At 71.9% G+C, this 19,411-nt stretch carries 18 protein-coding genes and 1 pseudogene; 10 read left to right on the forward strand and 9 right to left on the reverse strand.

Going from position 1 to position 19,411, the window contains the following annotated elements; translation table 11 throughout:
* The first annotated feature begins 9 nt into the window (after nucleotides 1–9).
* The 3 genes from ACZ3X1_RS03235 to ACZ3X1_RS03245 all read left to right on the forward strand — a co-directional run bounded on the left by ACZ3X1_RS03235 (nucleotide 10) and on the right by ACZ3X1_RS03245 (nucleotide 1,813).
* Nucleotides 10–726 carry a potassium-transporting ATPase subunit C gene (locus ACZ3X1_RS03235; protein ID WP_467276000.1) on the forward strand — a complete coding sequence of 239 codons (717 nt, stop codon included), beginning with the start codon at nucleotides 10–12 and terminating at the stop codon, nucleotides 724–726.
* Nucleotides 727–1,182: 456 nt separating this feature from the next.
* Nucleotides 1,183–1,344 (forward strand): hydrophobic protein, encoded by a 162-nt coding sequence (locus ACZ3X1_RS03240; RefSeq protein WP_356810935.1) that lies wholly within the window; start codon nucleotides 1,183–1,185, stop codon nucleotides 1,342–1,344.
* A 100-nt stretch (nucleotides 1,345–1,444) separates the two neighbouring features.
* The gene (locus ACZ3X1_RS03245; protein WP_356810936.1) at nucleotides 1,445–1,813 is read left to right on the forward strand and encodes a PRC-barrel domain-containing protein; all 369 of its coding nucleotides are present in this window, start codon (nucleotides 1,445–1,447) and stop codon (nucleotides 1,811–1,813) included.
* Between the two features lie 417 nt (nucleotides 1,814–2,230).
* Here the strand turns inward: ACZ3X1_RS03245 and ACZ3X1_RS03250 are convergent, their stop codons facing one another.
* The 3 genes from ACZ3X1_RS03250 to ACZ3X1_RS03260 form a co-directional block, all read right to left on the reverse strand.
* On the reverse strand, nucleotides 2,231–2,953 hold the full coding sequence (locus tag ACZ3X1_RS03250; RefSeq protein ID WP_390074074.1) for a UdgX family uracil-DNA binding protein: 723 nt from the start codon (nucleotides 2,951–2,953) through the stop codon (nucleotides 2,231–2,233).
* A 328-nt stretch (nucleotides 2,954–3,281) separates the two neighbouring features.
* A complete protein-coding gene (locus ACZ3X1_RS03255; RefSeq protein ID WP_356810938.1) occupies nucleotides 3,282–3,695 on the reverse strand; it encodes an SRPBCC family protein in 414 nt (137 codons plus the stop codon).
* A gap of 95 nt (nucleotides 3,696–3,790) precedes the next feature.
* Nucleotides 3,791–4,270: a DUF5133 domain-containing protein gene (locus ACZ3X1_RS03260; RefSeq protein WP_390074072.1), complete on the reverse strand. Its 480-nt coding sequence runs from the start codon at nucleotides 4,268–4,270 to the stop codon at nucleotides 3,791–3,793.
* A 416-nt stretch (nucleotides 4,271–4,686) separates the two neighbouring features.
* On the opposite strand from ACZ3X1_RS03260, the gene ACZ3X1_RS03265 reads away from it, so the two are divergent.
* Nucleotides 4,687–5,226: a GAF domain-containing protein gene (locus tag ACZ3X1_RS03265; RefSeq protein ID WP_467276007.1), complete on the forward strand. Its 540-nt coding sequence runs from the start codon at nucleotides 4,687–4,689 to the stop codon at nucleotides 5,224–5,226.
* A gap of 190 nt (nucleotides 5,227–5,416) precedes the next feature.
* Here the strand turns inward: ACZ3X1_RS03265 and ACZ3X1_RS03270 are convergent.
* A pseudogene (locus tag ACZ3X1_RS03270) lies at nucleotides 5,417–5,518 on the reverse strand (VOC family protein); the annotation flags it as partial.
* Between the two features lie 384 nt (nucleotides 5,519–5,902).
* The gene (locus ACZ3X1_RS03275) at nucleotides 5,903–6,337 is read right to left on the reverse strand and encodes a hypothetical protein (RefSeq protein ID WP_356810942.1); all 435 of its coding nucleotides are present in this window, start codon (nucleotides 6,335–6,337) and stop codon (nucleotides 5,903–5,905) included.
* A gap of 866 nt (nucleotides 6,338–7,203) precedes the next feature.
* Between ACZ3X1_RS03275 and ACZ3X1_RS03280 the strand changes: the two genes are divergently transcribed.
* Nucleotides 7,204–7,647 carry an STAS domain-containing protein gene (locus ACZ3X1_RS03280; RefSeq protein ID WP_467276009.1) on the forward strand — a complete coding sequence of 148 codons (444 nt, stop codon included), beginning with the start codon at nucleotides 7,204–7,206 and terminating at the stop codon, nucleotides 7,645–7,647.
* Nucleotides 7,648–7,918: 271 nt separating this feature from the next.
* Here ACZ3X1_RS03280 and ACZ3X1_RS03285 read toward each other — a convergent pair whose 3' ends face one another.
* The gene (locus ACZ3X1_RS03285; RefSeq protein ID WP_390074069.1) at nucleotides 7,919–8,317 is read right to left on the reverse strand and encodes a profilin; all 399 of its coding nucleotides are present in this window, start codon (nucleotides 8,315–8,317) and stop codon (nucleotides 7,919–7,921) included.
* Between the two features lie 868 nt (nucleotides 8,318–9,185).
* Here ACZ3X1_RS03285 and ACZ3X1_RS03290 point away from each other — a divergent pair.
* The 4 genes from ACZ3X1_RS03290 to ACZ3X1_RS03305 all read left to right on the forward strand — a co-directional run bounded on the left by ACZ3X1_RS03290 (nucleotide 9,186) and on the right by ACZ3X1_RS03305 (nucleotide 13,136).
* A complete protein-coding gene (locus tag ACZ3X1_RS03290) occupies nucleotides 9,186–10,379 on the forward strand; it encodes an amidohydrolase (RefSeq protein WP_390074067.1) in 1,194 nt (397 codons plus the stop codon).
* A 292-nt stretch (nucleotides 10,380–10,671) separates the two neighbouring features.
* Nucleotides 10,672–11,001: a plasmid stabilization protein gene (locus tag ACZ3X1_RS03295; RefSeq protein ID WP_356810946.1), complete on the forward strand. Its 330-nt coding sequence runs from the start codon at nucleotides 10,672–10,674 to the stop codon at nucleotides 10,999–11,001.
* Nucleotides 11,002–11,101: 100 nt separating this feature from the next.
* The gene (locus ACZ3X1_RS03300; RefSeq protein ID WP_356810947.1) at nucleotides 11,102–11,554 is read left to right on the forward strand and encodes an SRPBCC family protein; all 453 of its coding nucleotides are present in this window, start codon (nucleotides 11,102–11,104) and stop codon (nucleotides 11,552–11,554) included.
* Nucleotides 11,547–13,136 carry a phytoene desaturase family protein gene (locus tag ACZ3X1_RS03305; RefSeq protein ID WP_356810948.1) on the forward strand — a complete coding sequence of 530 codons (1,590 nt, stop codon included), beginning with the start codon at nucleotides 11,547–11,549 and terminating at the stop codon, nucleotides 13,134–13,136. Before ACZ3X1_RS03300 ends, ACZ3X1_RS03305 begins: the two co-directional genes overlap by 8 nt.
* 334 nt (nucleotides 13,137–13,470) lie before the next feature.
* On the opposite strand, the gene ACZ3X1_RS03310 is transcribed toward ACZ3X1_RS03305, so the two are convergent.
* Nucleotides 13,471–13,677, reverse strand: a complete 207-nt coding sequence (locus tag ACZ3X1_RS03310) for a DUF5133 domain-containing protein (protein ID WP_467276015.1) — start codon at nucleotides 13,675–13,677, stop codon at nucleotides 13,471–13,473.
* A gap of 230 nt (nucleotides 13,678–13,907) precedes the next feature.
* On the opposite strand from ACZ3X1_RS03310, the gene ACZ3X1_RS03315 reads away from it, so the two are divergent.
* A complete protein-coding gene (locus ACZ3X1_RS03315; protein WP_467276017.1) occupies nucleotides 13,908–15,374 on the forward strand; it encodes an aminotransferase class I/II-fold pyridoxal phosphate-dependent enzyme in 1,467 nt (488 codons plus the stop codon).
* Nucleotides 15,375–15,593: 219 nt separating this feature from the next.
* On the opposite strand, the gene ACZ3X1_RS03320 is transcribed toward ACZ3X1_RS03315, so the two are convergent.
* On the reverse strand, nucleotides 15,594–16,619 hold the full coding sequence (locus ACZ3X1_RS03320; protein ID WP_467276019.1) for an ATP-dependent DNA ligase: 1,026 nt from the start codon (nucleotides 16,617–16,619) through the stop codon (nucleotides 15,594–15,596).
* 1,247 nt (nucleotides 16,620–17,866) lie between these two features.
* Nucleotides 17,867–18,886: a glycosyltransferase family 9 protein gene (locus tag ACZ3X1_RS03325; protein WP_467276022.1), complete on the reverse strand. Its 1,020-nt coding sequence runs from the start codon at nucleotides 18,884–18,886 to the stop codon at nucleotides 17,867–17,869.
* Nucleotides 18,887–19,411 lie beyond the last annotated feature (525 nt).

Raw genomic sequence — 19,411 nt, forward strand, 5'->3', positions numbered from 1 at the left:
TGATCCGCCATGAACAACTCTGTAAGCAACACAGCGCGCCTGATCGGCGCGGGCCTGCGGGCCCTGCTGGTTCTGACCATCATCTGCGGCGTGCTCTACCCACTAGCCGTCACGGGGATCGCCCAGGCCCTCTTCAACGAAGAGGCCAACGGCTCCGAGATCAAGGACAAGAGCGGCCAGGTCGTCGGCTCCTCCCTCATCGGGCAGCGCTACGACCTGCCCAAGCGGAACCCCGACGACCCCGAGGAGGCGGCGAGGCCGGACCTCAGGTGGTTCCAGCCGCGCCCCTCCAACGGCCTGGGCAGCAACAGTGTCAACACCCGGTACTCGCTGATCCTTTCCGGCGCCACCAACCGCTCCGCCGACAACGGCGCCGTCAACGGCCAGTGCACCAAGCACGCCGAGGAAGGCACCCTCTGCGCGCAGGTCGTCGCCGCCAAGGAAGCCGCCATCGCCGACAACTCCACCGCGGTCCACCGGGTCGAGCCCGAGGACGTCCCGGCCGACGCCGTCACCTCCTCCGGCTCCGGCCTCGACCCGGACATCTCCCCCGAGTACGCGAAGCTCCAGGTCCACCGCGTCGCCGAGCAGCACAGGCTCGACGTCAAGCAGGTCGAGAAGCTCGTCGCCGACCACACCACCGGCCGCACCCTCGGCTTCATGGGCGAACCCCGCGTCAACGTCCTCGAACTCAACATCGCGCTCAAGGCCCTGGCCAGGAGCTGATGTTCCGCACAACAGGGGACCGGAGCCGACGGGACACGCATCTCCCGCGGCCACCGCCGGCAGCGCAGGAACTTGCCCGTATCCGAATAGTCCGGCCCGTTCTGCAGCGCCGCCGCCGAAGAGCGCGCCGGAGCCCGAGCCGAAAGCCGGACACTCTCTTCACGGGCCCTCTACCCGTAACACGAAGGCGAAGTGACCTCCGAGCCTGTGCGTCCGCTGTGCCCCGTCGACTCGACGCCCACCGTGGCGCAGGCCGCCCGCTCGCCCGCATGCTCGTGCCGACCGGACCCCCCGTCAGTGCTCGACATGCCTACGCCGTCCGCTGGGGTATCGAGCCGCGCAAGAACCGCGTCACCCGGGGCAATCTCCTGCCCAGCAGCCCGGATAAGAAACAAATAAAGTCGAATGCATGTCCGGGGTGCCGTCGGGCACACGGTGCTTCGGAGGTTGATAACCATGGTTCCCCTGCTTCTCGTTCTCCTGCTGATCCTGATCCTCTTCGGCGCGGGTTTCGCGGTGAAGATTCTCTGGTGGGTGGCTGTCGCAGTCCTGATCCTGTGGCTGATCGGATTCGTCGCCCGCCCCAAGAGCGGTAGTGGCCGCTGGTATCGCTGGTAGCCGTGCGACAAGGCGCGGTTCTGCACGACGTACGGAACGAGGAGGTCGGCAGGAATTCACTTCCCGCCGCCCTCCGTTGACCGGAGGAGTTGTTTTTCGCGTGACTGAGCATGTGTGGAGTTACAAGTCGACCTCGGGCCACCTGGCCGGCACCGATCTGACCGGCTACAAGGTCGAGGCGACCGACGGCGGCATCGGCAAGGTGGACAAGCACTCCGACGAGGTCGGTGACGCCTACCTGGTCGTCGACACCGGCGTCTGGATCTTCGGCAAGGAGGTCCTGCTGCCGGCGAGCACCGTGATCCGGATCGACCCGGAGGACAAGACGGTCTACGTCGACCGCACCAAGGAACAGATCAAGAACGCGCCCGAGTTCCACCGGGACAAGCACCTCGGCGACGCCGGGTACCGGGAGGAGTTGGGCACGTACTACGGCACCGGCGCCCCCTTCGGCGGCCGACCCGCCTGATCCCACCCCCGCCCGGTGACGTCGGTCCCGGCACCCCCTGGGTGCCGGGACCGACGTCGTGGCCGGTCAGGGGCAGCCGCAATGACACCGCGCCGCAGGGCTGCACCGCACGGGGCAGGGCCCGGACCGCGGCGCGCGGTCCGGGCCCCTGACTGCCCGTGTTCTTCAGGTAGTAGTCCGAGGGCGTCGAGGCCGACTGGCGAAGGCGCCCCTGGCGGCTTCGTCTTCGACCGCCGGTTTCGCTCACACCGAAAGCGCTTCGAGCAGATCGCCGACCTGCGGATCGGGCAGGGACCGGGCGACAGCGGCTACCCCGGCGGAGCCCGGCGAACCGCGATCCGCCGGGCTCGACCGGCAACCGGCCGGTTCTCGGGCACGGAGCCGCCGGCCGACGCGGGAGCGCGCTCTGCCCGGCTCCTACTCCAGCGCGGTGGCGGCCACGGACAGGTCGGCCACCAGTCCCGCGAAGGCCGCCTCCCGGTCGTCTGCCCGCAGGACGGCAGAGGGATGGACCGTCGCCAGCAGCTGGCCGGGGGCGGTTCCGGGTTCCTCACCGAAGGGGTCCGGCATCGGCAGCAGGGCACCACGCCGCTCACCCACCCGGAAGGAGGATCCGAGCAGCGCCTTGCCCGCCGTTCCTCCCAGCACCACGAGCACCTCGGGGGCGACCAGTTTCAGTTCCTCCGCCAGCCAGGGTCTGCACGCGGTCATCTCCCGCAGGCTCGGAGCCTTGTGGATCCGGCGCTTGCCGCGCGGGGCCGGGGTGAACTTGAAGTGCTTGACCACATTGGTGAAATACGCGTTCTCCTCACCCAGCCCCGCTTCGTCCAGGGCCCGGCGCAGCAGTTGACCCGCGGGGCCCACGAAGGGCTCGCCCTTCAGGTCCTCCTGGTCTCCGGGCTGCTCCCCGACCAGCATCAGCCGCGCACGCGCCGGCCCTTTGCCGAAGACCGTCTGGGTGGCGTCCTGAAAGAGCGGGCAGCCGTGACAGTCGGCCGCGGCGCGGCGCAGGGCCGCCAGCCCGCCGCGGGAGGGCAGGTAGGGAGTCGCGTCGTACCCCTGGCCGCCGTTCCCCTGGCCATCCCCCTGGCCGCCGTCCGAGGCCGGGGCGCGAGACGCGTTCGCGTTCGTGCTGTCCATGACCGCCGCCTTCGAGCCGTGGATGCCGTTCGGGCGCCTCGGTCGTTTCCGTGGCAGCACCACCGACCGGCAGTCGGCTTCTGCCCGAGGGGCTCCTCACGAAACCGCCGGACGGGGCAGCCCGCGCGCAGCCCCTCGCGTGAAATCGTTCCCCAGAGCGGCCATCCACGCCTGCGACTGCGGCAAGGAGCACCTCTGGAGCAAGAGCACCGATGTCCGCGGGCACCGGTTCCCGCCCCTGCCGTACGACTGCCCGGGGCAGGGCTGAAGCCGGCGCTGACGGGCAGGCGCTCCCAGGGCGCCCCTGCCCCGGCCGGCCTCGCGGGGCTCAGCCCGCCGCGCCGTCGACGCGAAGGCGCACCTGCTCCTCCAGGCGGGCGAGGCTGCGGTCGAGGGCCTCGTTCACGGCCTGCTCCCCCGGATCGGTCTCGCTGGTGAGGAAGGAGAGGTGCACCTTCACCTCGGCGGGACCCCCGTCATGACCGGCCACCTGGAGCCACCCGGTGTACCCGCCGCTCTCGCGGCTCCCCCACTCGAGCCGCATCTGGTCCGCCCTGGCGCGCAGAACGGCCGCTTTGTCGTCCTCGGCACCGTCCTCACGCACGCGCACGGAAGGCAGCTCCTCGGCGTGCACGTGCAGTTCGGGCGGGAGCCACTGGTCCATCTGGCCGACGTTGGACGCCTGGTCGAAGACGTGCTCCGGCAGGGCGGGCATCGTACGGGACCGCTCGTACTCGGTCATCGGATCGCCACCTCTCGTTCGTTCCGAATCGTCCGTACCGGCGCCTGCCCCACCCCGGCCGCCGTCACGCACGCGCCACGGACACAGCAAAGGGGCTACTGGGCAGGGCGGGCGAGACGGGCCTCGGCTGCGAGGACCGCCTCGTGGACGGTCGGCCGGCACATCAGCACGCACAGGGTGTAGGCGGCATCGTCCATGGCACGGAGCGCCGCGGGGTCCTCGGGCGCGACTCCGAGGCGGGACCGGCAGACACGCAACCGGGTCAGGACCTCCTGCACCCTGGTCGCGGCAGGCAGGAGCCCGACGAGCGGCCCCTCCGGCCGCCCGGACGTACGAGCCGCCTCCATCGCCCGGCGCACGGCCCGCTCCACGTGCCCGGGTACCGGAGTGCCGCAGGAGCCCTCGACGATGACCGCCGCCACGGCATCGGGGCTCGACCGGACGAGGTCTGCGGCCGCCGCGAGGATCCGGTGCGCGTCACGGGCACCGCACGGTGTCGCGGCCATCAGCATGCCCACCGCCCGGACGGTCGTCGGCGCTCCGGCCGGAAGCCCGGCGGGCGTGTCCGACGCCACGACGGCAGCGGTCGGGCGCGGAGGTCGGTCACCGGCTGGAGACACGTGGGAGCCCTTCGTCCGAAGTGGGGGGCGGGAGCCGTCCCGGAATGCGACGACGTGCTAACGGAAGGTATTCCCGCGCATCGCGCGGTGGCCTCTGCGGCACGCCGTGCCGGTGGCGCGTCCGCGCTCCGGAATTTTCGTGGGGCGGCCACCGTTTCGCCCGGCTGGAGCCGTGGGATGGTGGGAGGGATGGACCAGCCTGGTTCCGTCGTATCGAGGCTTCGGCGCCCCCGCCTACCGGACGCGGGCTCCCCTCGCGACCTCTGCGCGCCGGACCTGTTCACGGCGCCCGCCGTGCACCCGGACCCAGGCCCTTGCGGGTCTGCTGTTCAAGGCTGCCGCCCCTAGGTGGGGAAGCCCCGTGACACACGGTGGAACTCACCGAAATGTGGCAGGCCCAGATCCGGCAGGGTCCCTGCACTGACGCCTTCCACCAGGGCATCCCCGCACACGCCGACGACCTCGAAGCCGACGGGGACCGGTGGCCGGAGTTCGTCCCCCTCGCCCTCGCGGACGGCTACGGCAGCGCCCACGCGGTGCCCCTGATCGCCCGGAGCAAGGCCATCGGCGCCCTCAACCTTCTCGTCCGGCGGCCCACTTCCCTCGGCGAGGGCGAGACGCACCTGTTGCGCGCCCTCGCCGATGTCACCACCACCGCGCTGATGACCTGGGAGAAGGACGGCCTCCGAGCCGAGGACATCGCCACCCGCACCCAGTCGGTCCTGTCCGGGAAGGCCGCCTTCGACCCCACCACCGGCATGCTCGCCGCGACCGCCGACATCACCCCGGCCCAGGCGGCCCGGCACCTCATCGCCTTCGCCGATCGTCACCACCACCGCCCTACCGAGATCGCCGCCGAGATCGTCCAACGCCGTATCGCGCCCGAAGCCGTACTGGGCGACCTCCCGTGACGCCCACGGGGCCGAGATGTTCCCGATGCGGAGGCCCGCCCCGCCTCCTCGGCGCGCTTCCTTGCTCTGCTCTGTGGGCCACAGGGCTTCGGTCGGCCCGCGGGACGTCCGGGATCCTTCCGCTACGGCTCGGGCAGGCCGGCGACGCGTGCGCGGGACGTGGCCACCGCGCCCCGCGCCCCGGTACGGGTCAGTGGAGGCAGAGGCAGAACGGATGACCGGCCGGGTCCGCGTAGACCGTGGCAGTGAAGGCCAGCGCCCGCGCCTCCTCGCCGTCGAGGTCGTCCACGTCCGACCGAGGCGACCCGAACCGGATCGCCGCAGTCCGCCCTCTTCTGCGGCTACGGCTGGGATCCGTGCATCGTGGATCCAGCACCGGACCCGAGGCGGTGAAACGCCGGTCCGCCCCGCGCCCGGCCATGACCGTGCCGGGCAGCCTCCACGGGCAGGGAGCCCCGCCCGAGGTCGAGGGAAAGTGGACCGAGGGCACCTTCCACGCCCATAAGGGGCCGCCGCCGGCCTGAGCACGTGGCTCGTCCCGTACGCAGGCGTCTCAAGACCGAGCCCTGCGACCTGACCGCCGCCGGCAAGGCCGGGCCCTCTTGCCCTCTGCACGTCAAGGGGAGGGGAGGGCAGGGCAGGGTAGGGGTCGACCCTCGTGTGGTGCGCGGGTGCGTCACCGGCGGCCGTTCACGCCGTCCGCGATGAGGGAGACGCCGATCCCCAGCAGCCAAACGTCCTTGGCCAGCGCGATTCCCTGCTCCGTGGGGCGCAGGCTGCCTTCCTCCCGCATCCCCGGCGTACGCAGGTAGAGCCCGAGCGTGCCAACGGAGAAAGCGGTCAGCGCAGCTCCGGCCACCGCGGCAGGAACGACCGGCACGAGCAGCGCAGCGGCGATGGCGAACTCGCCCGCGGCGAGCAGTCGGACGAACTTCTGGGCGTCCTGCTTGCCCAGGAACGGATACGTGTGGGCAGCGAACTGCTGCAACCCCTCAGCGGTCGTCTCGTCCGCGCGGAGCTTCGACAGGCCGGAGTTCAGGAAGAAGGTGCCGGCCGTCAGCCTCAGCGGAAGCTGCCTCGCGACAGAACCCCATGCCGAACAGGAAGCCATGCGGAACCTCCCAGCGTTGACCCCACCTACAACCCTGGCACGCCCTCGGACCATGTCAAACGGGCGTCGTCCCCTCAGGTGCATGCCCGTGACGCCGTTGGCCCCGCCCGGTTCGGCAACCCGCACCGGTCTGTTGCGGACGCTGCGGGGTGCCGCCCGGCAGCACCGCCGGCCCGCCGCCCCCGAACGCTCCGGTATCCGAGCGCCGCAGCAGTCGCACCGGCCGTCACCCATGTGGCGACCACATGCCCGCCATGCGGTGCCGGCATCCTCGATCGACCCGCCGTGAGCTGGTGGGCCATCCGCCGGGTCACGACCACACCGCGCGTCGCGGCAACGGCAGTTCACCCGGCACGGGCGTACCGCTCCAAACCGGGCCGTGACCGGCGAGCTTCGTGTTCAGGGGGCCTACGGGGCGCAGCGCTGGTGGCGCACGCAGTCTTTCCGGGCGCTGGAACGCGGCCGGTGGGTCCCCCGCGCACCGGCCGGACCATGATCCTCGTCGACGACGGACTCGCCACAGGCGTCACCGCACGTGCGGCCCTGCACCACCTGCGCCGACAAGATCCCGGCCGGCTGATCCTCCCCTGTACCCGTCGGCCTCCGGCACCGCCGACCTCATGCGCTTCGAGGCGGACGACATCGCAGTGGTACGACGACTTCGACCAGGTCAGCGACGAGCCGTCGTCGCGATGCTGCACACCCTCCGTTCGCGCCCGTCACCAGGCTGAGGCACCGCCGGCGACAGGAGGTCGCAGGACCCTGCGGGGGCTGGACGCTCACACGGCCGCCGATGGTTGCGGGCGGGTCGGGCGCGGGACGAGGATGGAAGGGTCCTCCCGGCTGTTCGGGCGAGGCGAGGCACCATGCGAAGCGATTTCGAGATCCACATCAGACGCTACGGTGCGACCGTGGTCGTCACACCCGTCGGAGAGCTGGACGCGGACTGCGGCCAGGCCCTGAACGCGGTGCACGAGGCCCTCCACCACGATGTCGCGGCGGTGGCGTTCGACATGCGCTGTCTGTCCTTCCTCGATGTCGTCGGCCTCCGCACCCTGCTCGACCTCGCCCGCGACACCCGCTCCAGGGGCGTCGCCCTCTTCGCCTACAACTGGCAGCACCAGCCCCGGCAGCTCCTGGGCTTCACCGACGACCTGATCCAGCCCGACGACCAAGACCGTCGTGCGACGCCCACCACCCGGCTCCTGCGCTGCACCTTGCGAGAAGCCGCAGAATCCGCCCGCGCCACAGGCGTGGTCCGCACCGGCGCGGGCCACAGACCGGACGTGACGACCACAGACCGGACGTGACGGCACGCCGCGACACCGACGGACCCGCCAGCGGTCCAGGACGGGCCGGCCGGACGGTGCCGCCCCCAACGGGTGGCCCAACGGGTGGTCGCCGGTCCTGATCGAGTGCGGAGCGCAGAGCCGTGCAGAGCCGTCGAGGGCCCCCAGGCAGGTGGTGACGGGCCGCGATCCAGGCCATCCATGTGGGCCGACCCGGGGGCGAAGTCCGGCAGTCGCCCGGAAGCCGGCGGCGCCGGGCAGCAGCACACGCGCCCAGCGACACCCGTGCACCTCACTCTCCTCCCGGCGGCTGGAGGTGCGAGGTGATGAGAGCGGCGAGCCTGTCCAATGCGAGTACCACGTCGGCGGGGCGTTGCCCCTCGGTGTACAGGCCGACGATGACGAAAGGGGGGCACTTCACGGCGACGACGCCTGTGTCAGCGTGGCTGCCGTGCACGACGTGGCCGTTCGCCTCGGCTACCGCATAGGTGCGGCCGCCGACCAGGATGCCGTGGGCGAGGGCATCCGCTGGTTCGTCGAACACCCGGACCAGCCGTCTCCCCTCCTGCACCGTGGTCAGGAACCGGCCTGTCGAGCACCGGGCGGTACCGTCCGTGCGCAGGATTTCCGCTTGAGCGACACAGCTGGATGCGGCGAGTGCGCGCCGCAGCTCTGCTGCTGCCCTGTCCATGTCGCAATCCCCGTCCTCCTGAGGCCGCACGAAATGCGGGCGGCCTTACGGCTTGTAGTGGGGCGCCGCGAGGAGGGACGCAGACGCGCCTTGTGCCAGGCACCTGCCCCTCAGGAGGGCTGCTACGCCGGCGCCTCCTGCTCCCATGTGGCCGCCGGCGGGGTGTCGAGCCTTGTCCGGCGCGGATTGCACGCGCCCGCCTCGGCCTCGACTGGGTGCATGGTGCGCCCCGTACTGCGTCCGGTCCGGGCGGTCGGTTCTGTGAGATCGCCCATGGAGGAACGAGGCCGTCCGGTGGTGCCGGCCGGCCGGTACGGATCAGGAGCCAGAGCCGTGGGGGCCGTCGCGGAGCCGGCGTCCGACCCCTGCTGTGGTAGCGATCGGGTACGTCCTCAGCCCGGACCCGCATGGGCATCGTGGATACCGCCGGACGTACATCGGCGTCGGCGCGGCGGCTGCGGCACCGGCGGACGCCGTCACACCCCCGCGGCCAGGGCGGACACGGCAGTCGGGCACGCTCCCGCAACGTCTACCTCCGGATTCGCCCGTGGCGCGGAGCTCGTCGGCGCGCCCGTCGGCGCCCAGCAGACCCGTGGCTTCCAGGGGCCGCGTACGCTCCGGGCGCGGCAGCCGGGTGCGGGCGACGTGGGTTACGACGGCCGGGAGGCAGGCCCGCACCGGTTGGACGGCACGGAGCCAGGCGGGTCACGTCGCCTCCGCCCCTCCGCAGCAGTGCCGCCCGGTCCTCCTTCCGGGATGTGCCTGCCGAGCAGTCATCCGCAGACCGTGGGTCCGGCGCCCCTGGCGCAGGCGTGCGTAATCAGCCGCCCGCTGGACAGAAGCGGGCACAAGGCTGCGAGGAGGCGACGTGGGCGATCCATCCGATGACCTGTACGCACGGCTGCGGCGGGAGTGCAGCCGCCGGGCGGACAGTCTGTGGGCAGTCAGCCGCGCCCTGCACGGAGAACCCGAACTCGCCTACGAGGAGCACCGGGCGGCCCGGCTGCTCACGGGCGAACTGCGGCGGGCCGGGTTCGCGGTCGAAGCGGGGACCGCCGGACTCGACACGGCTTTCGTGGCCCGTGCCGGGAGGGGGCCGGGGCGATGCGTGGCGCTGCTGATGGAGTACGACGCGCTGCCGGACCTGGGGCATGCGTGCGGACACAACCTGATCGCCGCGGCCGGGATGGGGGCCGCCCTGGCGTTGCGCAGCGTCCTGGAGGACGTCGAGGGCACGGTGCTCGCCGTGGGGACACCGGCGGAGGAGCGGGGCGGGGGGAAGGTCGCCCTGGCCGACGCCGGCGTGTTCGACGGGGTGGACGCCGCATTGATGTTCCATCCCGGCGTGCACGACTGGTCATGGGCGCCACTCACCGCGCAGACCCAGGTCCGAGTGGGCTTTCACGGCCGGGCGGCGCATCCGACGGGCGATCCCACCCGCGGGATCGACGCCCTGGCCGCCCTCATCCAGCTGTTCAACACCATGGCCGTGGTGAGCAGGCGGTTGCCGTCCGGCTCTCACGTTCAGGGGATCGTGACGGATGGAGGCAGCGCGACCAACATCGTGCCGGCCTTCGCCGAGGGCCTGTTCGGACTGCGCGCGGCCACGAGCGCTTCGCTCGATGTCCTGGTCGCCGACCTCCGCAGCTGCGCGGAAGGTGTGGCGGCCGCGACCGGCACCACGGTCGAGGTGGCCCGCGTGGGCAAGGGCTACGCCCACTTCCGGGACAACGACGTGCTCTCGGACCGGTTCAGCCTGCACATCGCACGCTCGGGCATCCGGCTCACCCAGCCGGTCGGCGGGGTGTTCCTTGGTTCGTCCGACATCGGAGACGTGAGCAGCCGCGTCCCCGCCATCCATCCGTTCGTCGCGATCCTGGGCCAGGACGCCTCGGACCACACTCCCGCGTTCGCGCGGGCCGCAGCCTCGCCGCGGGGTCGCGAGGTGATGCTGGCGGCTGCCGAAGCCCTGGCCTGCACGGCGGCCGACGTGCTCACCGACGCCGGGTTCGCCTCCCGGGCCTGGGCCCGCCAGCGGGAGAAGGAGGCGGCAGGCCTCTGATTCCGAGCAGCGGTCGTCCCGTACCGGACGAGAACCTGCTCTCCCCCGCCCCGAGGCGGGACTCTCGCAGGTCGGACCCTTTCGGCGGGTCAAGCCCTGCCGGACCGGACCCGGTGGCCCAACGCGCCGGCACGTATCCCGTTGGGCCAGCGGATCGCCCTGCCCATGTGCGGCAACGGACGCCACGACCGGTCGCGGCCACGAGGACACCCGGTCCGAGTCGGGTGAGATGCGACGTCATCCGGGTACCCGCACCATGACCGTGACACCACCGTCGATGAAGGGTTCCGTCATGCCCCGAGGATCCAGCCCCAAGCGCGAGCGTCAGTACGAACACATCAAGGAGTCGGGTGAGAAGCGCGGTATGTCGGAGGGCCGCGCCGAGGAAATGGCCTCCCGAACGGTGAACAAGGAGCGTGCCCAATCGGGCGAGAGCAAGACCGCGAGCCGCAGCTCCACCCAGGGCAAGTCCGCCTCGCAACGCGGCGGCGAGCAGTCCCGTGGCCGCGGCAGCTCCTCCGAACGCACCAAGGACGACCTGTACGAGGAAGCGAAGAAGCGCGGCATCGAGGGCCGCTCCACGATGACCAAGCAGCAGCTCAAGAACGCCCTCGGCCACTGACCGCGACAGGCACGCCGGGCAGGCCGGCTTCCCCCTCCCCTGCTCGGGTGCTCGGCGCGCTGCACCCGCCCATACCGCTCTGGCAACAGGAGGAGTCCCCGTGGCCGTACGTCATAAGCTCATCCGGCGTCCCCCTCATAAGGTGTGGGACGTACTCGCCGATCCGACCCTGTACGGGGAATGGGTGGTGGGCCCGTCCGAGTCCACGCCCCTCGACCACACCTGGCCCGCAGTGGGTTCCCAGCTGCGTTACACGGTCCGTATCGGCCCTTGGTCCACCGACGGAACGACGACCGTACGCCACCAGGAGGCCGGCCGGGAGCTGGAGTTGGAAGCGGCGTTCAAAGCCTTCGGCACGGCGAGGATCTTCCTCCAGCTCAGGCCGTGGGGCGAGGAGACCCTCGTCATCTGCGACGAGCACCCCCTGCGCGGCCTGGGCGGCTCCCTGCACAACTCCGTGAGCGAAGCGGCCCTGCAGCTCCGCCACCGGGGCATGCTGGCCCGCCTGGCCAGCGTCGTGGAGCAGCAGCCCGACGAGGTGCTCCGTGCCTGACGCAGTGGTGATCGGTGCCGGGCCGAACGGGCTTGTGGCCGCGAACGTGCTGCTCGACGCAGGGTGGAGCGTGGAGGTCCTGGAGGCGCAGGAGGAGCCCGGAGGAGCGGTACGAAGCGACCGCGGCGTGCACCCCGACTACGTCTCGGACGTCTTCAGCGCCTTCTACCCTCTGGCCGCGGCCTCCCCGGTACTCGCGCGGCTCGATCTCGCCGCCGAGGGCCTGCGCTGGAGCCATGCCCCCTCCGTGCTGGCCCACCCGCTGAGGGACGGCCGGTGTGCGGTTCTGGAACGCCGAGTGCAGGACACCTGCGCCGGCCTGGCCGAGTTCGCGGGCGCCGACGGCGAGGCCTGGCAGGACATGTACCGGACGTGGGCCCGGGTGGGACCTGACCTCGTACAAGCTCTGTTCACGCCCTTCCCACCGGTCCGCTCCGGTCTCCGACTGGCCGCGAGACTTCGCGCCTCCGGCGGGTTGCGGCTGGCCCGCAAGCTGGCCCTGCCGGTGCGCCGGCTGGGTGAGGAGGAGTTCCGGGGCGAAGGCGGTCGGCTCCTGCTGGCCGGCAACGCCCTGCACGCCGACCTGGCGCCGGAGGCGGCGGGCAGCGGTGGTTTCGGCTGGCTGATGTCGATGCTGGGACAGAGCCACGGTTTCCCCGTCCCGGTCGGCGGCTCCGGCGCCCTGACGGCGGCGCTGGTGAGCCGCCTCCGACGCCGCGGAGGAGCCCTGCGCTGCGGGGAGCGCGTCGCGGCCGTCGTCGTACGCGGTGGCACCGCGGTCGGGGTCAGGACCGCGGGCGGAGAGACCGTCGGCGCGCGGCGCGCCGTACTGGCCGACACGTCGGCACAGGCCCTGTACCGGGACCTCGTGGGCGAGGAACACCTCCCCTCCCGCCTCCTGCGGGACCTGGAACACTTCCACTGGGACTTCGCGACCTTCAAGGTCGACTGGGCACTGACCGGCCGGGTGCCGTGGACGGCTCCGCAGGCAGCCGGAGCGGGAACGGTACACGTGGCCGACGGCGTCGACGGCCTGACCCGGTTCGCCGCACAGATCGCCGCGGGACAGGTCCCCGACGAGCCGTTCACCCTCTTCGGCCAGATGACCACCGCGGACCCCACCCGCTCACCTGCCGGGACGGAGTCGGCCTGGGCCTACACCCACCTCCCGCAACACATCACCTCCGACGCCGGCCCCGACCGCATCACCGGCCGCTGGGACGCCCGTGAACAGGAGGCCATGGCCGACCGCATCGAAGCACAGGTGGAACGCATCGCACCCGGCTTCCGCTCACTGATCCGCGCCCGCCGCATCCTGGCTCCCACCACCCTCCAAGCCATGGACGAGAACCTCCACAACGGCGCCATCAACAACGGCACCACCGCCCTCCACCAGCAGGCGATCTTCCGCCCCACCCCGGGTACCGGCAGGCCCGAGACGCCCCTGAAGGGCCTCTACCTGGCCTCCGCGGCCGCCCACCCGGGCGGCGGCGTCCACGGCGCTCCGGGCGCGAACGCCGCCCGGGCCGCCCTGCGACGCCACGGACTCCACACCCTCCTCCACCGCGCCCAACGCGTGTGACGAGCACGTCGCAAGCGCGCGCGCTGTGGGCGCTGCGCTGCCCCGTCGCCACGCAAAGGGCGAACACGAACGGCTTCGGCCGTCTCGCGGGAACCGATGCCCGCGGCCCCCGCCACCTCTACAGCCACCCGGCCTCCTGGGGCCCCGGCCTTCCCGTCGGCACGGGAGGCGCCGCAGACGCCCGGGACCACTGCTGTGCCCGTTGGCCCATCGCTGCGCTCTTCCGCATCGGTCTCCCCGTGTTCGTGGAGTCCTGCTGTGCAGCAGGCGGAAAACCCACGCCGTCCGGCGAACACGCGCGTGCCGGAAAACTGTCGCAGCATGTCGGCCGGGGTCAGCCGTCCGTGTACTGGAGCGCCTCGTTGACGGCCGCATACGGGGAGGGCTGCGCCATGAGGACACACAAGGTGTAGATGGCATCGTCCACGGCGCGGCGTGCCTCGGGATCGGGCGTCGCCATCAACGTGCCGACCGCCCACGACCGCGCCGGTTCGGCCAAACGCTCCTGGAGCCGGGAAGAAGGATGAAGCTCGCGCGTCATGGGGATCAGATCCCTTCTGAGATCACCGCGCTGCGGCAGGGTCCCACGAACCCCCTGCCCCGATCGGCGCGGGGCACGCTTGCTCCCGCACCACCGTCGAGGCGAGCTCGACGACGGCCGGGGCCGGCGACCCGGAGAGCTCACCGTGGTCGTGGCGGTGGCGGCGCCTGCACTGAGGGGGACCCGCAAAATGTCCGTTCTCATGGGCCGCCTCGGGGCAGACGTGCGATATGGATCAATCGAAGGCACCAGTACTCGACGCGTTGGCCGCTTACCACGAAAGCGGCCAGACTCCGTTCACACCCCCGGGGCACAAACAAGGACGCGGCACCGACCCCCGTGTCCTGGCGGTGCTCGGCGAGGCGGTGTTCCGGTCCGATGTCCTCGCCACCAGCGGCCTGGACGACCGTACGTCCTCCCAAGGGATCGTGGAGGAGGCGCAGGCGCTGATGGCCGATGCCGTCGGGGCGGACCACGCCTTCTTCTCCACGTGCGGCAGCTCCCTGTCGGTGAAGTCGGCCATGCTGTCGGTCGCCGGTCCGCACGAGAAGCTGCTGGTGGGACGCGACGCGCACAAGTCCGTCATCTCGGGCCTGATCCTTTCGGGCATCCAGCCCGTCTGGGTCGATCCGCAATGGGACGCAGAGCGGCACCTCGCCCACCCGCCTTCCGCCGAGGCCTTCGAGGCGGCTTTCGCCGAGCACCCCGACGCCCGCGGCGCGCTGGTGACCACGCCCACCCCCTACGGCACCTGCTCCGACCTGTCCGCCATCGCCGAGGTGTGCCACCGCCGGGGCCGCCCCCTGATCGTCGACGAGGCATGGGGCGCCCACCTCCCCTTCCACCCGGACCTGCCGACCTGGGCCATGGACGCCGGCGCAGACGTGTGCGTGACCTCCGTCCACAAGATGGGCTCCGGCCTGGAGCAGAGTTCCGTCTTCCACCTCCAAGGCGACCTGGTGAAGGCCGAGGTCCTCAAGAGCAGGGAAGACCTGCTCGGCACCACCAGCCCCTCGGTCCTCGTGTACGCGGCACTGGACGGATGGCGTCGACAGATGGTCGAGCAGGGCGAGGCCCTCTACGACCACGCGCTCGCCCTCGCACGGAAGTCCCGCGACCGCATCTCCCGTATCGACGGCATGCACGTGCACGGCCACGAGGACTTCTGCGGGCCGGGCCGGGCAGCGGACATGGATCCTCTCCAAGTCATCGTCGACATCAGCGCGTGCGGAGTCACGGGCTACCGTGCGGCCGACTGGCTGCGGGAGAACCACCGCATCAACCTCCACCTCGCCGACCACCGCCGCATCAGTGCCCAGCTCACCCACGCCGACGACGGTGACACGGTCGAAGTGCTGCTGGCGGCCCTGACCGACCTGGCTGCACACACCGCAGAGCTTCGGACGGGACAGCCCGTGGAGGTGCCGTCACCCCCAAGGCTGCGTCTGGAACAGGGGGCGCTGCCCCGTGACGCCTTCTTCGGCCCCACCGAGCAGGTGCCCTGGGAGAAGACTGAAGGTCGGATCGCCGCGGAGATGCTGACCCCCTACCCGCCCGGCATTCCCGCGGCCCTGCCCGGCGAACGCCTCACCGCTGACGTCCTGCGCTACCTGCGGACCGGGGTGGAATCCGGCATGGTCGTGCCGGACGCCGTCGACACGGAGGTGAAGAGCATCCGCGTACTCCGCGAAGACTGACCACCACGGCGATGCGCCGGCTCCGTCGGCTCCCCTGCGACCGGCACGGCGTCGCTGGGCTCGCCGGGGCCTCTCGGCAGCTCCGCTCGACCGGCATGTGACGTCGCCCGCCTGGTCAATTTACGCTGGACATGGCGGCCGGCGCGCTGAGCGGCCTCCGGCCGCCACCCGTGAGCACCTGCTCCACCTCCCCCTCCGTGCAGGTGCTCACCCCGGCTTTCAGCCGGTGGCCGCGCTCGGCCCGGGGCTGAAGAGCGGCACCTCCTCCGCAGCCACGTCCAGGCGCAGCCGTTTGAAGCGGACCGGGTGCCGGAAGACACCGCCGCCGTCTACGGCCGTGTCGGCGCTGATCTCCGCGACCAGCTCGGGGCGTACCAGGGTCACGTCCAGGAGGTCCCGGCTGCCCCACGCCGATGCGAACCGCCAGCCCTCCCAGGGGTGCCCGGCATCGGCCGCGATCACGTTGCCACCGACGAGGCGCGCCAGCTCGGCACGCAGGGGGGCCGTACGGCCGATCGAGCGGAGGTCGCCGTAGGCGTCGCGGCGGCCCAGAAGGAGGAGCTGGGGCCGGATCATGGTGCCGGTGATCGCGCCGATGATCGCTTCCGTCGTGTCCCGGCGACGGAGTTTGTACCAGTCCCTGTGTCCTGGCAGGTAGGGCTGGTTCATCGCCTTGACCACGATGCCCTCGACGCCGGAGATCTCGGTCCAGGACTCCAGCCACTGCTGGGCCTTGATCAGGTCCGTAGTCATCGGGCACAGCGTCCAGGGGGCCGCGAGCCGGTGGTCGGCGAACAGGGCTTCCAGTCGGAGGCGGCGTTGGCGGTAGGGGTAGTCGGTCAACTCGCTTCCGTCCTGTTGCAGGATGTCGAACGCGATGAAGAACGCGGGCAGCGATGCGGCCAGAGCGCGCGTGCTGCGGCGGCCGCGGGCAGCGGTGCGGCGCTGCAGCCCCTCAAAGGACAGCCGGCCTGCCTGCGGGTCCCATACGACGAGTTCCCCGTCCAGGACCAGGCCGTCGGGCAGCTTGTCCGCCGCGGCGACGAGGTCGGGGAACCGGTCCTGGATCAGCGGTCCGCGCCGGGTCTGGAGCAGAAAGGCTCCGCCCGCCCCGGCGGGGGTGAACAGCACGGCCCGGTAGCCGTCGAATTTCTGTTCGAAGGCCAGCTCGCCCAGCACGCCGGGGCCCGGCACCGACTCCACGGCCTGCGCCAGCATCGGCTCCACCGGCGGTCGCAACGTCACTCCGGATTCCCGCCCTTCGCGCTTGCGTCCCGGATGAGGACAGCCCTTTCACTGCCGTACGTCATCAGCCGCGCTCCTTCCACGAGCACCGGCCGGCTCGGAGGGCGCAGCGCCTGGCGCCCGTCGGAAGGGCACGGGCCGGGCGTACCCCGACCAGGCCCTGTCGGCCACGAAAGGCGCCTGCCCGAAGCAGCCGGAGCTACGCCGGCGGGGCTGTGCGCGCCGCGCGCCGTGGCAAGCCCCGGCCGCGCAGCGCGGGGCGAGAAGGTGCCGGATCCGTCTTTTCGCACGTGCTCTGCGTGCACTGGGCCACCGCAACGGAGGAGGATCCGCATCGCGACCAGGCGCTATGACCCGCCGGCTCGCAATCCGCGGCGTTCGGCCGAGAAATCACCAGGGTCAGCCTTGCATCCCGGTCGGTGTGGCGGCTCCGGGCCGGCCTCGGGCAACAGCCCGAGCATGTCCAGGAGCAGCCCCAGATCTGTGGGGTCGACAGCGCGGGCAGCAACGGCGCGGCGCGCCGCCGCGCGGTCCGGGGTCCCGGAACAGGCCAGGAGAGCCGGCGCGTCACATCCGAAGGGATCTTTCACCCGCCGATCCCACCACGCCCGCTCGTCGACTGCAGCCGAAACTGCTCCAGGTGCGCAGGCCTGCTTCCTGAGCCGGCTGCAGCCATCGATCCGTGGAGGAGCGAAGCCCGCCGCGCTCGCGATCTCGACTGGGCCCGCAGGATTGTCCGGGCCCGAATGGGTAGGAGCAGCACAAATCGACAGTTCGGCCGCCCGGCTGCCCAGGCGGCCGAAGAGAGCGGGTATGTCATGGCGAAGCAGAACGAACCAAGCCAAGGCGAGGCAAGCAGGCACACCGGTCCCCAGCATGGTTGGGCGCCGGACGTAGACGCGACGCGACAGCAGGAGAACCCGAGCGCCAAGCGGTCTTTCCACGCGGAAGAGCATGCGCCCGCTCCCGGTCCCGGCCGCGAGGTGTCCCAGGAAGAGGAGAAGGGCTCTGGCATCGATGTAGGAAAGAGCGAAGGCCGCAGGGGAGAGCGGCAGGCCAAGGGTGCCAAGAGCTCCAAGGGCATGCACGACTTGGGGCCCCAGGGCGCCTCCCGCCGTCCCAGTGGCACACGGGACGCATCGGCGGTCACCGGAGTCGATCCCCAAGACCCGCCCGGCGAGCGGAACCCCAGCTGATCTCACGCCGTTCGACGCGCCGGGTGCGGCGGAACACCACGGTACCGGCGATCAAGGGCGGTGGCCGAGCACCGCCTCGACCACTTGGCCCACGGTGATGCGCAGGAGCCGGGCATCGGGCGCAGACGCGTGTGCGTCGCCGGGCCGCAAGGGGTCCTCTCCCGCACGGGGGCACCACAGCACCCGGTGCTTGGCGTGAGGGGGCGGGCCCCACAGGGAGGGGGCCACGGGGCCGAAGAGGACGACGGACGGTGTACCCAGGGCCGTCGCGAGGTGCGCCAGGCCCGTGTCGCCGACCAGGACGCAGCGCGCACCGGCGACCAGTGCACAGAGCTCCTGGAAGGGCACGTCACAGGAGCCGCCGACCACCGCGCCCGGTGGCAGTCCGCCATCCCTGGCCACCCGCCGTGCCAGCACCCCCTCGCCCGCGCCCGCTGTGACGACCACGTCCGCGCCCGCTCGGCGCAGGGCGCGTACGACCGCTGCGAACCGTTCGGGGGGCCACCGGCGAGAACCGGCGTCGGCGCCGGGGTGGACGACGACGGCACCCGGGGCGGGCGAGGCGCACGGAGGGGCGGCGATCGAGAGGTCAGCGGGGTCGGCTTCGATGCCGTACCAGCGCAGCAGGCGGCACCAGCGCTCCCGCTCGTGCTCGTCCTCGCGCCACTCGGGTCCGGGGACGTCCGGGGTTTGCGCGTGCCGGTAGGCGAGGAGCCGACGCGGCCGCAGCTGCTGGAGGAGGCGATGGCTGGGCGGCCCGTTCCCGTGCAGGTCCACAGCCAGCTCCGGCGGCGGCCCCTCCCAGCTCAGTTCGGTGGGCACGCCGCGGCCCGGCGCGGTCGTGGGCAGGACACGGTCCACCAGGCCCGTGGCCACGGCGACGCCGGCGAGCCGACCGGGTGCGGCGAGGACGATGTCGCAATCCGGCATGCTCCTGCGCAGCGCACGCAGGCAGGGCACCACCGTCAGCAGGTCGCCGAGGCCCAAGGCCCGCAGGACCAGTACCCGGGCGCGGCTGGGGGCGAACGCGTGCTCCGTCGGAGCGGGGCCTGCCGGCGTGTGCAGACTCATGAGGTCCTTCCGAAGCTCACAAGGGGCGGACGGCCGCTGATCCGACCGCTGTCGCCGGTCGGGATCCACACCTGAGCGGTACTCCCGCCCGGGTGCTGCCGAGCCGCTCCGGCCGGGGAGATCCCGCGTCGCGCGGCTGCTGCACTCCACTGTCCCGAGGACGGTCCTCCGGGGCACGCCGGGCTAGGCCGCCAGGTGTTCGGACGGCTCCGGACGGCCGCTGTGAGCAAACACACCGGCTGTCGCTCAGGCCTTGGCAGGCCAGGGTCCGGGGCCTGCCGGAGGGACCGTGGGGTGCCACGGGTCACCAAGGCGGGCGGCGGGTTCTGCCACCATGGTCCGCGGGCCAGTTCCTCCCCCTTCTGCTGCCGGGCGTCGCCGTGCGCGTCGGGCGGCGCGGAGCGCCCGTTCCCCTCCGCCTCCTGCGCTTCGCGCTCCACCCTGGGTCCTGTCTGTGTCTGCCTCTGTCTCCGCGTCCTCCTCCGCCCCCACTCCCGACCGCTCCGCCGACCGCTCTCCGTGGCG

It is taken from the genome of Streptomyces sp. NPDC023541, assembly GCF_055559995.1.